Source organism: Streptomyces sp. NPDC050703, from assembly GCF_040654435.1.
Lineage (GTDB): Bacteria > Actinomycetota > Actinomycetes > Streptomycetales > Streptomycetaceae > Streptomyces.
On sequence record NZ_JBFAHX010000006.1, the window covers coordinates 173,725 to 186,908 of the forward strand.

At 74.0% G+C, this 13,184-nt stretch carries 12 protein-coding genes; 2 read left to right on the top strand and 10 right to left on the bottom strand.

Annotated features, from left to right (window positions below):
• Nucleotide 1 precedes the first annotated feature (1 nt).
• The 9 genes from AB0I16_RS08305 to hrcA form a co-directional block, all read right to left on the bottom strand.
• Nucleotides 2–907, bottom strand: coding sequence for a ribonuclease Z (locus tag AB0I16_RS08305; RefSeq protein WP_363248510.1), 906 nt, complete (start codon nt 905–907; stop codon nt 2–4).
• 15 nt (nt 908–922) lie between these two features.
• On the bottom strand, nt 923–1,276 hold the full coding sequence (locus AB0I16_RS08310) for a histidine triad nucleotide-binding protein (RefSeq protein WP_363248511.1): 354 nt from the start codon (nt 1,274–1,276) through the stop codon (nt 923–925).
• Between the two features lie 75 nt (nt 1,277–1,351).
• On the bottom strand, nt 1,352–4,618 hold the full coding sequence (locus tag AB0I16_RS08315) for a S41 family peptidase (protein WP_363248512.1): 3,267 nt from the start codon (nt 4,616–4,618) through the stop codon (nt 1,352–1,354).
• Between the two features lie 46 nt (nt 4,619–4,664).
• Nucleotides 4,665–5,267, bottom strand: a complete 603-nt coding sequence (locus tag AB0I16_RS08320) for a hypothetical protein (protein ID WP_363248513.1) — start codon at nt 5,265–5,267, stop codon at nt 4,665–4,667.
• 127 nt (nt 5,268–5,394) lie between these two features.
• The gene (locus AB0I16_RS08325; RefSeq protein ID WP_363248514.1) at nt 5,395–5,790 is read right to left on the bottom strand and encodes a VOC family protein; all 396 of its coding nucleotides are present in this window, start codon (nt 5,788–5,790) and stop codon (nt 5,395–5,397) included.
• Between the two features lie 20 nt (nt 5,791–5,810).
• Nucleotides 5,811–6,551: a 16S rRNA (uracil(1498)-N(3))-methyltransferase gene (locus tag AB0I16_RS08330; RefSeq protein ID WP_363248515.1), complete on the bottom strand. Its 741-nt coding sequence runs from the start codon at nt 6,549–6,551 to the stop codon at nt 5,811–5,813.
• On the bottom strand, nt 6,548–7,630 hold the full coding sequence (locus tag AB0I16_RS08335) for a nitronate monooxygenase (protein WP_363248516.1): 1,083 nt from the start codon (nt 7,628–7,630) through the stop codon (nt 6,548–6,550). Before AB0I16_RS08335 ends, AB0I16_RS08330 begins: the two co-directional genes overlap by 4 nt.
• A gap of 178 nt (nt 7,631–7,808) precedes the next feature.
• Nucleotides 7,809–8,945, bottom strand: coding sequence for a molecular chaperone DnaJ (gene dnaJ / locus AB0I16_RS08340; protein ID WP_363248517.1), 1,137 nt, complete (start codon nt 8,943–8,945; stop codon nt 7,809–7,811).
• Nucleotides 8,946–9,962 (bottom strand): heat-inducible transcriptional repressor HrcA, encoded by a 1,017-nt coding sequence (gene hrcA / locus AB0I16_RS08345; protein ID WP_363248518.1) that lies wholly within the window; start codon nt 9,960–9,962, stop codon nt 8,946–8,948.
• Between the two features lie 172 nt (nt 9,963–10,134).
• On the opposite strand from hrcA, the gene AB0I16_RS08350 reads away from it, so the two are divergent.
• A complete protein-coding gene (locus AB0I16_RS08350) occupies nt 10,135–10,869 on the top strand; it encodes an MBL fold metallo-hydrolase (protein ID WP_363248602.1) in 735 nt (244 codons plus the stop codon).
• A gap of 35 nt (nt 10,870–10,904) precedes the next feature.
• Nucleotides 10,905–11,738, top strand: a complete 834-nt coding sequence (locus AB0I16_RS08355) for a DUF3097 domain-containing protein (protein ID WP_363248519.1) — start codon at nt 10,905–10,907, stop codon at nt 11,736–11,738.
• Nucleotides 11,739–11,898: 160 nt separating this feature from the next.
• Here the strand turns inward: AB0I16_RS08355 and hemW are convergent, their stop codons facing one another.
• Complete coding sequence (gene hemW / locus AB0I16_RS08360; RefSeq protein WP_363248520.1) at nt 11,899–13,131, bottom strand: radical SAM family heme chaperone HemW; 1,233 nt, start codon at nt 13,129–13,131, stop codon at nt 11,899–11,901.
• Between the last annotated feature and the right edge of the window lie 53 nt (nt 13,132–13,184).

The window sequence follows — 13,184 nt, forward strand, 5'->3', positions numbered from 1 at the left end:
CTCAGGTCCGCTTCGGCACGGGGACGCGTGTCAGGTCGCGGGCGATGGTGAGTTCGCCGTCGTACCCGGCGGCGCGGGCCTGCTGCTCGTACAGGCCCGGGTCGGGGTAGCGCTGGCTGAAGTGTGTCAGGACGAGGTGGCGCACGCCCGCCTCCACCGCCACCCGGGCCGCCTGCCCGGCGGTGAGGTGGCCGTGGTCGGTGGCGAGGCGTTCGTCCTCGTCGAGGAAGGTCGACTCGATGACGAGCATGTCGCAGCCCTCGGCGAGGGCGTGCACGCCCGCGCAGAGCCGGGTGTCCATCACGAAGGCGAACCGCTGTCCGCGCCGCACCTCGCTGACGTCGTCGAGCGTGGTCGCGCCGAGGCTGCCCTCCCGCTGGATGCGCCCGACGTCGGGCCCCTTGATGCCGCGCTCGGCGAGCAGCCGGGGCAGCATGCGCCGCCCGTCGGGTTCGGTGAGGCGGTAGCCGAAGGACTCGACGGGGTGGGAGAGCTTCACCGCGTCGAGGGTGTACGAGGGCTCCGCGGCCAGCGGCCCGTCGGCGGCGACCGGCTCCTGGACGAGCGCCACCGTCTCGCGGTACGCGGTGGAGTACCGGAGCCGGTCGAAGAAGTGCTGCCCCGAGGCGGGGTAGTGGGCGGTGACGGGGTGCGGGACGCGGTCGAGGTTGATGCGCTGGATCACCCCGGCGAGGCCCAGGCTGTGGTCGCCGTGGAAGTGGGTGACGCAGATGCGGTGCAGGTCGTGGGCGGCGACCCCGGCGCGCAGCATCTGCCGCTGCGTGCCCTCGCCGGGGTCGAAGAGGATGCCCTGGCCGTCCCAGAGCAGGACGTAGCCGTTGTGGTTGCGGTGCCGGGTGGGGACCTGGCTGGCCGTGCCGAGCACGACCAGTTCACGTACGGACAAGGGGTGTCGGCCCCGCTATCCGGGAGGCCACTGGAGACCGCGGCCGCCCAGGACGTGCGCGTGCGTGTGGAAGACGGTCTGCCCGGCGCCGGCTCCGGTGTTGAAGACGATGCGGTAGCTCTCCGCCTTCTCCTCCGCGGCGACCTCGCCCGCCTCGCGCAGCACGTCGGCGGCGATCCCGGGCTCGGCGGCGGCGAGCGACGCCGCGTCCGGGTAGTGCGCCTTGGGGATCACCAGGACGTGGGTGGGCGCCTGGGGGTTGATGTCGCGGAAGGCCACGGTCGTCTCGGTCTCACGGACGACGGTCGCCGGCACGTCACCCGCGACGATCTTGCAGAACAGGCAGTCGTCTTGCGCTTCGCCCGCCATGGGCCGCCTCCTCGAACGGAACGATCAGTACGTCCGGCATGCTATCGGCCCCGCCGCCGCGGGGCCGGGGGAAGGTCACCGGGCGTCCGGCAGGCCGGGTGCCGTCTTCGCCGGGTTCTCCGCCAGGGCCGCGAGGGCGATCCGCACCGCCTCGTCCAACTGCGGGTCGCGGCCCGCCGCGTGGTCGTCGGGGGTGGTCACGACCTCGACGTCGGGGTCGACCCCGCGGTTCTCCAGGCCCCAGTCCTGGCCCTCCATCCAGAACGCGTACTTCGGCTGGGTCACGAGCGTCCCGTCGACCAGGTGGTAGCGGCTGTCGATGCCGACGACGCCGCCCCAGGTGCGGGTGCCCACGACGGGGCCGATGCCGAGCGCCCTGATGGCGGCGTTGACGATGTCGCCGTCGGAGCCGGAGAACTCGTTGGCCACGGCGACGACGGGGCCGCGCGGCGCGTCCTGCGGGTAGCTGAAGGCCCGTGAGCCGCGGGGCATGTCCCAGCCGATGATGCGGCGCGCCAGCTTCTCCACGATCAGCTGCGAGGTGTGCCCGCCGCGGTTCTCGCGGACGTCCACCACCAGGCCCTCGCGGGCGACCTCGACGCGCAGGTCCCGGTGGATCTGCGCCCAGCCGGGCGCCTGCATGTCGGGGACGTGGAGGTAGCCGAGCCGGCCGCCGGAGCGCTCGTGGACGTAGGCCCGCCGGTCCGCGACCCACGCGTGGTAGCGCAGCGGCTCCTCGTCGTCGACCGGGATCACCACGGCGTGCCGCGGGTCGCCGCCGCCGGAGGGCGAGACGGTCAGTTCGACGGGCTTGCCTGCGGTGCCGACGAGCAGCGGCCCCGGCCCGGTCACGGGGTCGACGGGCAGGCCGTTGACCTCGATGACCGCGTCGCCGGGCCGCACCGCGACGCCGGGGGCGGCGAGCGGTGAGCGCGCGGCCGGGTCGGAGGTCTCCGACGGCAGGACGCGGTCGACGCGCCAGAGGCCGTCCTCGCCGCACGAGAGGTCGGCGCCGAGGAGCCCCTGCCGGTAGGCGTGGGCGCCGGCACCGCCCGGTATGACGTACGCGTGCGAGGTGCCCAGCTCGCCCTGGACCTCCCAGAGCAGGTCGACGAGGTCGTCGTGGGTGGCGACGCGGGCGAGAACGGTCCTGTAGCGCTCCAGGACGCCGTCCCAGTCGACGCCGCCGAGGTCCGCCCGCCAGAAGTTGTCCCGCATGAGGCGGCCGGTCTCGTCGTACATCTGCCGCCACTCGGCGGCCGGGTCGACGGTGTGCCGGACGCGGGAGAGGTCGACGGTGATGTGGGAGTCGCCGTCCTCGTCGCCGGAGGCGCGACGGTCGCTCGGCACCACCTTCAGCTTGCCGTCGGTCCGCAGCAGGACCCGCCTGCCGTCGCCGGTGACGGTGAAGTGGTCGGCGTCGGGGGCGAGTTCCTCCACGCGGTGCCGCGGGAGGTCGTACCTCTCCAGTCCGGTGCGCGGGTCGGGGTCGAGCGGGTGCGCCCGGGAGGCGCCGAGCACGCCGCGCACCGGGTGGCGCAGCCAGAGCAGTCCGTCCTTGGCGGCGCGCAGCGTCGAGTACCGGGCGGCCTCCACGGGGAAGGGCACGATGCGGTCGGTGAGCCCGTCGAAGTCGACGCGGGTGACGGGGGCGCCCTCGCTCTCCGGGGTCTCCGGACCGCCGTCCTGCGCGTCGAAGGGCCTGCCGTGGCGCTGCGGCCCGAACGGGGACGGCGTGGTCGCGGCGAGCGTGATCAGGTGCGGCCGTGAGCCGCCGACGAAGGCGAGGTCGAAGACGTGCTCGTCGTAGACCGGGTCGAAGGCGCGCGCGGAGAGGAACGCGAGGTGCTTGCCGTCGAGGGTGAAGGCGGGCGAGTAGTCGCGGAACCGCAGCGGGGTGGCGTCGGAGACGGAGAGGTCGGCGGTGTTGGCGATCCTGAGCTGCCGCAGCGGGCGCGGCCCGGGGTGCGACCAGGCGAGCCAGGCGGAGTCGGGCGAGAAGACGAGCCCGCTCGCCTCGCCGTCCTCGCTCCGGTCCACCTCGCGGACCTCGCCGCTCTCCCGCTCCACGAGCAGGACCCGGCCGTCGTGCGAGGCGACGGCGGCGCGGCTGCCGTCCGGCGACATGGTGAGCCCGAGGACCCGCCCGAGCTGTCCCGCGGCGAGCCTGCGGGGCGTGGCGCCGGGCGCGGGTCCGGTGGCGGGGGCGAACTCCAGGGCCTCGTCGCCCTCGGCGTCGGTGACCCACACGACGTGTTCCTCACCGGCCACGCGGAAGGTGCGAGGCAGCCGGGCGCGGACCCCGGGCGTGGCGGCGAGGGCGCGGGCGGGGCCCTGGCGGTGCGTGACCCAGTGGACGGAACCGCGCACGGAGACGGCGCTGCCGCGTCCGGTGTGGTCGGGCGCGGCGGCGCCGAACCAGCGGGCCGCCGCCACGGGGTACGGCTGCAGGTCGGTGCGCTGGCCGCCGAGCCGGACGTCGAGGCGGCGCGGCTCGGCGCCCTCCAGGTCGTCGACGAGCCAGAGTTCACCGGCCGCGGCGTAGACGACGCGGGCGCCGTCGGTGGCGGCGTGCCGGGCGTAGAAGCCGTCGACGGGGGTGTGGCGCCGCAGGCCGGTGCCGTCGGGCAGCGAGGAGTAGACCGCGCCCACGCCCTCGTGATCGCTGAGGAAGGCGATCCGCTCCCCCACCCACAGGGGGTACTCGATGTTGCCTCCGAGCGCTTCGTGGACGCGGATGAAGGGTTCCGCGGGGCCGCTCGCCGCCTCGGGGGCGGGGGCGGGGCCGTGCGCCTGCTCGGCGGCCGGGGCGGCGGCGGTGCGGAGCCACAGCTTTCCCGCCGTGCCGCCCCGGTACCGCTTCCACCAGGCGGCCTCGCGCCCCATGGGGGCCGTGAGCAGCAGGACCTGCCCCTCGGGGCCGTGCGCGACGTCACCGACGACGCCGTACGGGAGGGTCCGCGCGGGGCCGCCGTCCAGCGGGACGGCCCGCGCCCACGTGCGGCGCAGCGAGGCCTGGCCCGCCGCGCTGACCGCGAGGACGCGGCCGTCGGGCGTCCAGCCGCGTACGCCGGTCTTCGCGCTGCCCCAGTGGGTGAGCCGCTCGGCGGGGCCGCCGTCGAGGGGCGCGATGTGCACCTCGGGTGCGCCGTCCCTGGTGGACGTCCAGGCGACGGTCGTGCCGTCGGGGGAGATACGGGGATGGTTCACGGGCATGTTGTCGGCGCTGACCCGCCAGGCGCGGCCCCCGTCGAGGGGGGCGACCCAGACGTCGTCCTCAGCCGTGAAGGTGACCAACTCGCCGTGGACGTGCGGGTATCGGAGGTACGCAGTCTGTGTCACACGGTCCAGCGTAGGCAGGCCGCCGGTGGTGCGACAGAGGTGCGGATCACTTGCCCGGCCGGCAGTCGCAGGTGGGGCCGGGCGGCGGGGTCACCGTCACGGTGACGGTCGTGGTGGGGCCGGGCCGGGGCTCCTCGTGGGAGGGCGGCCGCTGGGAGACGGGCGGCTCGGAGTCGTCGCCGCCGCTGCCGTTGTCGTCGCCGTTGTCGCCGTCGTCGCCGCCGTTGTCGTCGCCCGCGTCGCAGTTGCCGAGGACGTCGACCTGGAACCACTCCTTGCCGTCGACCTTGGCCGTGAGATCGCCGCGGACGCAGCCGCCGTCGACGACGGAGTGCACCTTGCCCTTGACGGTGATGTCCTTGCCGTCGTCGCTCTCGCCCTGGCAGTCCACCGTGACGACCGCGTTCTCGTCGGCGGAGGAGCCGCTCTTCGGGGTCACCTTGTTCTCGTAGCGCGCCGTGCAGCTCAGCCACGCCACGTCCAGGTGCTGCCGCTCCAGCTCCTCGGTGCCCATCCGGTCGGTGGTGAGCGCGACCGCGGAGGTGTTCATGTCGCCGTCCGCCGGGTCGCACGCGGTGACGCCGAGCGCGGCGGCCCCGGCGAGAGCCACGGCGCACAGGACCGGCGTGCGCCGCTGCCGTGACCTCACGATCCCCTTGCCGCGGCCGACAGACCGCCTCAATGCCCCCATGGGCGGCAGAGTGCCACTCCGCACGCCGGAGGGGTAGACCGCTTGCGGCCATCCGTCCGGGGGTGTCGGCGGACGGCCCGGCCGGTCAGCCGCGCGAGAGGAGCAGCCACTCCTGGAGCTCCACCACGTTGCCCTCCGGGTCCTTGAGGTGGGCCACCCGCATGCGGTCGGTCATCGGCGCGGGCCCGTGCGCGAGGACGGCTCCGCGCCCGGTGATCCGCGCGCAGTACGCGTCCAGGTCATCGACCCGCAGCACCACCAGGGAGCGGTGCCCGGTCGCCGCCCCGGCGAGCTCGTCGATCAGCCCGGCCATCATCGACCGGTCCTGCAGCGCGATGCCCGCCGAACCGGCGGACGGACTGAACCTCTCGTACGGCCCCTCCTCGGCGCCCGACTGGGGCTTGAGGCCGAGGACCTCGGCGTAGAAGCGGTAGCAGGCGGGGAAGTCCGAGACGAGCAGGCGGACCTGGGCGAGTTCCAACACAGCCCCCGTGGGGTCGGTCAGGACCAGCGGCCCGTGCGTCCGAGGAGCAGCGCGCTCGCCGCGGTCCCCGCGGTCGATGTGCGCAACACGCTACGCCCCAGCCGGTACGGCGCCGCCCCGGCCTGCGCGAAGAGGGCCAGCTCGGCGGGGGAAACCCCTCCTTCTGGCCCCACCACGAGCACGATGTGCCCGGTGGCGGGGAGTTCCGCGGTGGCCAGCGGCTCGCTGCCCTCCTCGTGCAGGACGGCCGCGAAGTCGGCCTCCGCGAGCAGGGCGGCGACCTGCTTGGTCGACGCGGCGTCCGCCACCTCGGGGAACCGCGTCCGGCGCGACTGCTTGCCGGCCTCGCGCGCCGTGGCCCGCCACTTGGCGAGCGCCTTCTGGCCGCGCTCGCCCTTCCACTGCGTGATGCAGCGCGACGCGGCCCACGGCACGACGGCGTCGACGCCGGTCTCCGTCATGGTCTCCACGGCCAGTTCGCCGCGGTCGCCCTTGGGCAGGGCCTGGACGACGGTGATACGGGGCGACTCCGCGGGCTCGTCGGCGACGGCGTCCACGCGGACGACGAGCCGGTCCTTGCCCTCGGTGTCCACGACCACGCACGTGGCCCACCGTCCCGCGCCGTCGGTCAGGACGACGTCCTCACCGGCGCGCAGCCGCTTCACGGAGACGGCGTGCCGTCCCTCGGGCCCGTCGAGCACGTAGCGCCCACCGGGTCCCGCGTCGACGTGCTCGACGACGAATACGGGTGCGGTCACTGGTTTCCTCCCTGGTCCTGCGCGGCCCGCGCGGCCCGCGCCTCGGCCAGTTCGGCCGTGAGTGCCTCCACGAGCCGCCCGGCGGGCAGCTCCCTCGCGAGCCGGTGGCCCTGCCCGGCCCAGAGCGCCATGGCCTGCGCGTCCCCGGCCTTCGCCGCGGCCTTGCGCAGGCCGCTGGTCAGGTGGTGGACCTGGGGGTAGGCGGCGGGGGCGTACGGGCCGTGCTCGCGCAGGAAGCGGTTGACCAGTCCTCGCGCGGGCCGCCCGGAGAACGCCCGGGTCAGCTCGGTGCGCACGTACAGCGGGTTGGTCATGGCCTGCTTGTGCAGGGGGTCGGCGCCCGACTCCGGGGTGACGAGGAAGGCCGTGCCGAGCTGCGCCGCGTCCGCGCCCGCCGCGAGGACCGCGGCGATCTGCGCACCGCGCATCAGGCCGCCCGTGGCGATCAGGGGCAGTTGCGTGGTCTCGCGGACCAGCGTGAGGAGGGTGAGCAGGCCGAGCCCCGCGCCGTCGGCCTCCGGCTGGTCCCGGTGGGTGCCCTGGTGGCCGCCCGCCTCGACGCCCTGCACGCACAGGGCGTCGGCGCCCGCCCACTGGGCGGCCTGCGCCTCCTCCGGCGTGGTCACCGTGACGACGGTCAGGGTGCCGACGCGGGCGAAGGACTCAAGGACGTCGCGGGTGGGGCAGCCGAAGGTGAACGAGACCAGCGGCACGGGGTCGTCGAGCAGGATCGCGAGCTTGGCGTCGTACCCGTCGTCGAGGCCGCAGTCCGGGTCGCCGAGCGGCGTCTCGTACCAGGTGGCCTCGCCGGCGAGCTGGTTGCGGTACACCTCGACGGCGGCGGGGTCCGCGGTGTCGGCCTGCGGCATGAACAGGTTGACGCCGAAGGGCCGCGAGGTCAGTCCCCGCACCTGCTTGATCTCCTGGTACATCCCGTCGGCGGTCTTGTACCCGGCGGCGAGGAAACCCAGCCCTCCGGCCTCGGAGACGGCCGCGGCCAGCCGCGGGCCCGAGGCACCGCCGGCCATGGGGGCCTGCACGATCGGGTGGCGGCAGAGATCGGTCAGTGCGGAGGACATGCACGCATCGTGCCACGCTCCACGAGCCGCACCGCATTGCCCCCCGCCGGTGTTCCCCGCGCCCTTTCAGGGGCGCGGGGAACTGCGCGACCGGCCCCCACCACCCGCAGCCGGACGACAAGACGCCCCCGGCACGGGAAGATCCCGCCCCGGGGGCACCGGCGTACCGCTCAAGGCGCTACCGCCCGTTGAACGCGTCCTTGAGCCGCGAGAACAGCCCCTGCTGCCCCGGCTGGAACTGCCCCGTGGGCCGCTCCTCGCCCCGGAGCTGGGCCAGTTCCCGCAGGAGCCGCTCCTGCTCGGCGTCGAGCTTCGTCGGCGTGAGGACCTCGACGTGCACGATGAGGTCGCCACGGCCGCCGCCCCGCAGATGCGTGACGCCGCGCCCGTGCAGCGGGACGGACTGCCCCGACTGCGTGCCGGGCCGGATGTCGATCTCCTCCAGGCCGTCGAGCGTCTCCAGCGGCACCTTCGTGCCGAGCGACGCCGCCGTCATGGGGATCGTCACCGTGCAGTGCAGATCGTCGCCGCGCCGCTGGAAGACGGAGTGCGGCAGCTCGTGGATCTCGACGTAGAGGTCACCGGCGGGGCCGCCGCCGGGCCCGACCTCGCCCTCGCCCGCGAGCTGGATCCTGGTGCCGTTGTCGACACCCGCCGGGATCTTGACGGTCAGCGTCCGCCGCGAGCGGATGCGGCCGTCGCCCGCGCACTCGGGGCACGGCGTCGGCACGACGGTGCCGAAGCCCTGGCACTGCGGGCAGGGCCGCGAGGTCATGACCTGGCCGAGGAAGGACCGCGTGACCTGGGACACCTCGCCGCGACCGCGGCACATGTCACAGGTCTGGGCCGACGTCCCGGGCGCGGCACCCTCACCGCTGCACGTCGTACACACGACCGCCGTGTCGACCTGGATGTCCTTGGTCGTCCCGAAGGCCGCCTCGTCGAGGTCGATCTCCAGACGGATCATGGCGTCCTGGCCGCGGCGCGTGCGCGACCGCGGGCCACGCTGCGACGCCGTACCGAAGAACGCGTCCATGATGTCGGAGAAGTTGCCGAAGCCACCGGCCCCGAAGCCGCCCGCTCCGCCGCCGCCCGCCTGGGACAGCGGGTCGCCGCCGAGGTCGTAGACCTGCTTCTTCTGCGGGTCCGACAACACCTCGTAGGCGGCGTTGATCTCCTTGAAGCGCTCCTGAGTCTTCGGGTCCGGATTCACGTCCGGGTGAAGCTCACGCGCCAGCCTCCGGAAGGCCTTCTTGATCTCGTCCTGGGAAGCGTCGCGGCGCACGCCGAGTACGGCGTAGTAGTCCGTGGCCACTTACGACTCCGCCAGGATCTGTCCGACGTAACGTGCCACTGCGCGTACTGCTCCCATCGTTCCCGGATAGTCCATGCGGGTCGGTCCGACCACGCCTAGTTTCGCGACTGCCTCGCTGCCCGAACCGTAGCCGACCGAGACCACGGACGTGGAGCTGAGCCCCTCATGGGCGTTCTCATGACCGATCCGTACGGCCATACCCGAATCCTGCACCTCACCAAGCAACTTGAGGAGCACGACCTGCTCCTCAAGGGCTTCGAGAACGGGCCGGATGGTGAGGGGAAAGTCATGTCCGAAGCGGGTGAGATTGGCGGTGCCGCCGATCATCAGCCGTTCTTCGGTCTCCTCCACGAGTGTTTCGAGGAGGGTGGAGAGGACGGTGGCGACCGTGCCGCGGTCCTCGGCCTCGAAGGCCTCGGGCAGGTCCTGCACCAACTGCGGCACGTCCGCGAAGCGGCGTCCCGCGACCCTGCTGTTCAGCCGGGCCCGCAGATCGGCGAGCGCGGTCTCCCCGAAGGGCGCCGGGCAGTCGATCATGCGCTGCTCGACCCGGCCGGTGTCGGTGATCAGGACGAGCATCAGGCGCGCCGGAGCGAGCGAGAGCAGCTCCACGTGGCGCACCGTCGAACGTGTCAGCGAGGGGTACTGCACCACGGCGACCTGCCGCGTGAGCTGCGCCAGCAGCCGCACCGTACGCCCCACCACGTCGTCGAGGTCGACGGCGCCGTCGAGGAAGTTCTGGATGGCGCGCCGCTCGGGGGCGGTCATCGGCTTGACGCCCGCGAGTTTGTCCACGAAGAGGCGGTATCCCTTGTCGGTCGGGATGCGTCCCGCGCTGGTGTGGGGCTGGGCGATGAACCCTTCCTCCTCCAGCGCCGCCATGTCGTTGCGGACCGTGGCCGGGGAGACTCCGAGACTGTGCCGCTCGGTGAGCGCCTTGGAGCCGACCGGCTCCTCCGTCCCGACATAGTCGTGGACGATGGCGCGCAGCACCTCAAGCCTGCGTTCACTCAGCATCGCGCACACCTCCAGCCGTCATCCGTCGCCGTGATCCCCGCCTGGCACTCAACGCGGGTGAGTGCCAGCTTGTCAAAGGGCCAGTGTACGGCGGTCGGGTACGGACCCGGCAAGGCCGGATCGCTCACGTTCTGCCGAGGCGTTCCGCAGCGGCTAGCGTCACCGTATGGACGTGGAGCCGGCATGGGAAGCGGCGGGCTGGGAACGGCTCGCCCCGCGCGTGGGGCGGGTCCGCCTGCCCGTCTGGGACTGTACGGCGGGTCTCGTGGTCGGCGCCGACGCGGCCCTCATGGTGGAGGCGGGGTCGAGTCTCGCGGAGGGCGCGGCGCTGCGGAGGCGGGCCAGGGACCTCATCGGCGGCGGGCGCAGAGTGACGCATCTCGCGCTCACCCACCCCCACTTCGATCACGTTTTCGGGGCGGCGGCCTTCGCGGGGGTGCGGGTGTACGCAGCCGTGGGCGTCGACACGGTCCTCGCGGACCGCGAGGGGCTGCGCGCGGACGCGGTGCGGCACGGCCTCGACGCGGAGGCGGCGGCGGAGGCGGCCGATCTGCTGCGCGCGCCGGAGCACGCGGTGTGCGGGGAGTGGACGCTGGACCTCGGCGGCGGCGTCGAGGTGCTGCTCGCGAACGTCGGCCCCGGTCACACGGGGCACGACCTTGCGGTCCTGGTGAAGAGCCCCGGCGGCGGTCCCGAAGTCGTGTTCTGCGGCGATCTGGTCGAGGAGTCGGGCGAGCCCCAGGCGGGCCCGGACGCGGTGCCCGAGCGGTGGCCCGCCGCGCTGGACAGGCTCCTGCGACTCGGCGGCGACGACGCGCTCTACGTGCCGGGGCACGGTGCGGTGGTGGATGCGGCTTTTGTCCGTGCGCAACGCGCCACACTGGCTGCTCGCTCCGGCGTGTCGTGAGGTCCGCGTTCCCCCTTCTTCCTATCGTCGGCGGAATGCGCCAGTACTCCGCCGACCTGACCCCTCCCTGGAAGAAGCCGAAGTCCGTGCCCGAGGTGGCGGCGGAGGCCGGTCTCGTGGTCGAGGAGCCGGCCACCGGGTTCTGCGGGGCGGTGGTCCGCTGCGAGAAGACGGCGCAGGGCCCGACGGTGACGCTGGAGGACCGCTTCGGCAAGCACCGCGTGTTCCCGATGGAGCCCGGCGGCTTCCTCCTGGAGGGCAGGCCGGTGACGCTCGTCCGCCCGGCCGCGACGGCCCCCGCTCCGGTACGTCCGTCCCGCACGGCATCGGGATCGGTGGCCGTCCCGCAGGCGCGCGCCAGGGTCGCCCGCGCCGGGCGCATCTACGTGGAGGGGCGCCACGACGCGGAACTCGTGGAGCGGGTGTGGGGCGAGGACCTGCGGGTCGAGGGCGTCGTCGTCGAGTACCTGGAGGGCATCGACGACCTGCCCCGCATCGTCGCGGACTTCTCGCCGGGCCCCGACGCGCGCCTCGGCGTCCTGGTGGACCACCTGGTCCCCGGCTCCAAGGAGTCCCGCATCGCGGCGCAGGTCGGCTCCGCCCACGCCCTGGTGGTCGGCCACCCCTACATCGACGTCTGGGAGGCCGTGAAGCCGTCCTCGGTGGGCATCGAGGCGTGGCCGCGGGTGCCGCGGGGCCAGGACTGGAAGCTGGGCGTCTGCGAGGCCCTGGGCTGGCCCGCGAACACGGGCGCGGCCTGGCAGCGCATCCTGGGCTCGGTCCGCAGCTACCGGGACCTGGAGCCGGCGCTCCTCGGCCGGGTGGAGGAACTGATCGACTTCGTCACGGCGCCTGGCCCGGAGGCCTAGCGCTCACCACTGGCCTGCCGCTTCGCGGCAGAGCGCTTTCCCACCCGCCCGCCCGGCACCGGCAGCCGAGCCGGGAACCGGGCAACCCGCTGCGGGGTAACGGGCGGATGGGCGGGAAAGCCGGCCGCAGGCCCACCGAAGCGGGCGGCAGCGCGACGGGCTAGTCCACCAGGTCCCGTACGACCGCGTCCGCGAGGAGCCGGCCCCGCAGGGTCAGGACCGCGCGGCCCTCCGCGTAGGGCTCAGGAGCCAGCAGACCGTCGGACAGCGCACGCCGCGAGGCCGCGAGCCCCGCCTCGCGGAGGAGGGACAGCGGGCAGCCGTCCCTGAGGCGGAGCTCCAGGAGGACGCGCTCGACCCTGCGGTCCTCGGCGGAGAGGACCTCCCGCCCGGCCCCGGGCGAGCGGGACTCCGCCAGAGCGGCGGCGTACGCCCCGGGATGCTTCACGTTCCACCACCGCACGCCCCCGACATGGCTGTGCGCGCCGGGCCCGGCCCCCCACCAGTCGGCCCCGCGCCAGTACAGCTCGTTGTGCAGGCACCGGCCCGCGGCGGACGTGGCCCAGTTGGAGACCTCGTACCACGCGAAGCCGGCGCCGCCGAGCACCTCGTCGGCGATCAGGTACCGGTCCGCGTGGACGTCGTCGTCCGTCATCGGGACCTCTCCGCGGCGGATGCGCCGCGCGAGCTGCGTGCCCTCCTCGACGATCAGCGCGTAGGCGCTGATGTGGTCGGGCCCGGCCCCGAGCGCCGCGTCGAGCGTGGCGCGCCAGTCGGCGTCGGACTCGCCCGGCGTGCCGTAGATCAGGTCGAGGTTGACGTGGTCGAACCCGGCCGCCCGCGCCTCGGCGACACAGGCCTCGGGCCGCCCCGGCGTGTGCGTGCGGTCGAGCACCTTCAGTACGTGCTGCCTCGCGCTCTGCATGCCGAAGGAGACGCGGTTGAAGCCGCCCTCCCGCAGCTCGGCGAGGTACGCCGCGTCGACCGACTCCGGGTTCGCCTCGGTCGTCACCTCCGCGTCGTCCGCGAGCCCGAACTCCTGCCGTACGGCGTCCAGCATCCGTACGAGGTCGCTCGCGGCCAGGAGCGTCGGGGTGCCGCCGCCGACGAAGACGGTCCGTACGGGCCGCGGGTCGTCGCCGAGGACCTTGCGGGCGAGCCGCACCTCGTCGGCCAGGGTCTCGGCGTAGTTGTCGCGGGAGGCGAGCACACCGCCGGAGCCGCGCAGCTCGGTCGCGGTGTAGGTGTTGAAGTCGCAGTAGCCGCAGCGCGTGGCGCAGTACGGAACGTGCAGGTAGAAGCCGAGCGGGCGGGAGGCCGCGCCGTCCAGGGCGGACGCGGGCAGCGTCCCGTCCTCGGGCATGGGCTCACCATCGGGCAGTGCGGAAGGCATGGATCGATTGTCCCGCACCGGGCGCCCTCGCCGCGCCGGACGGCCGCACCCGC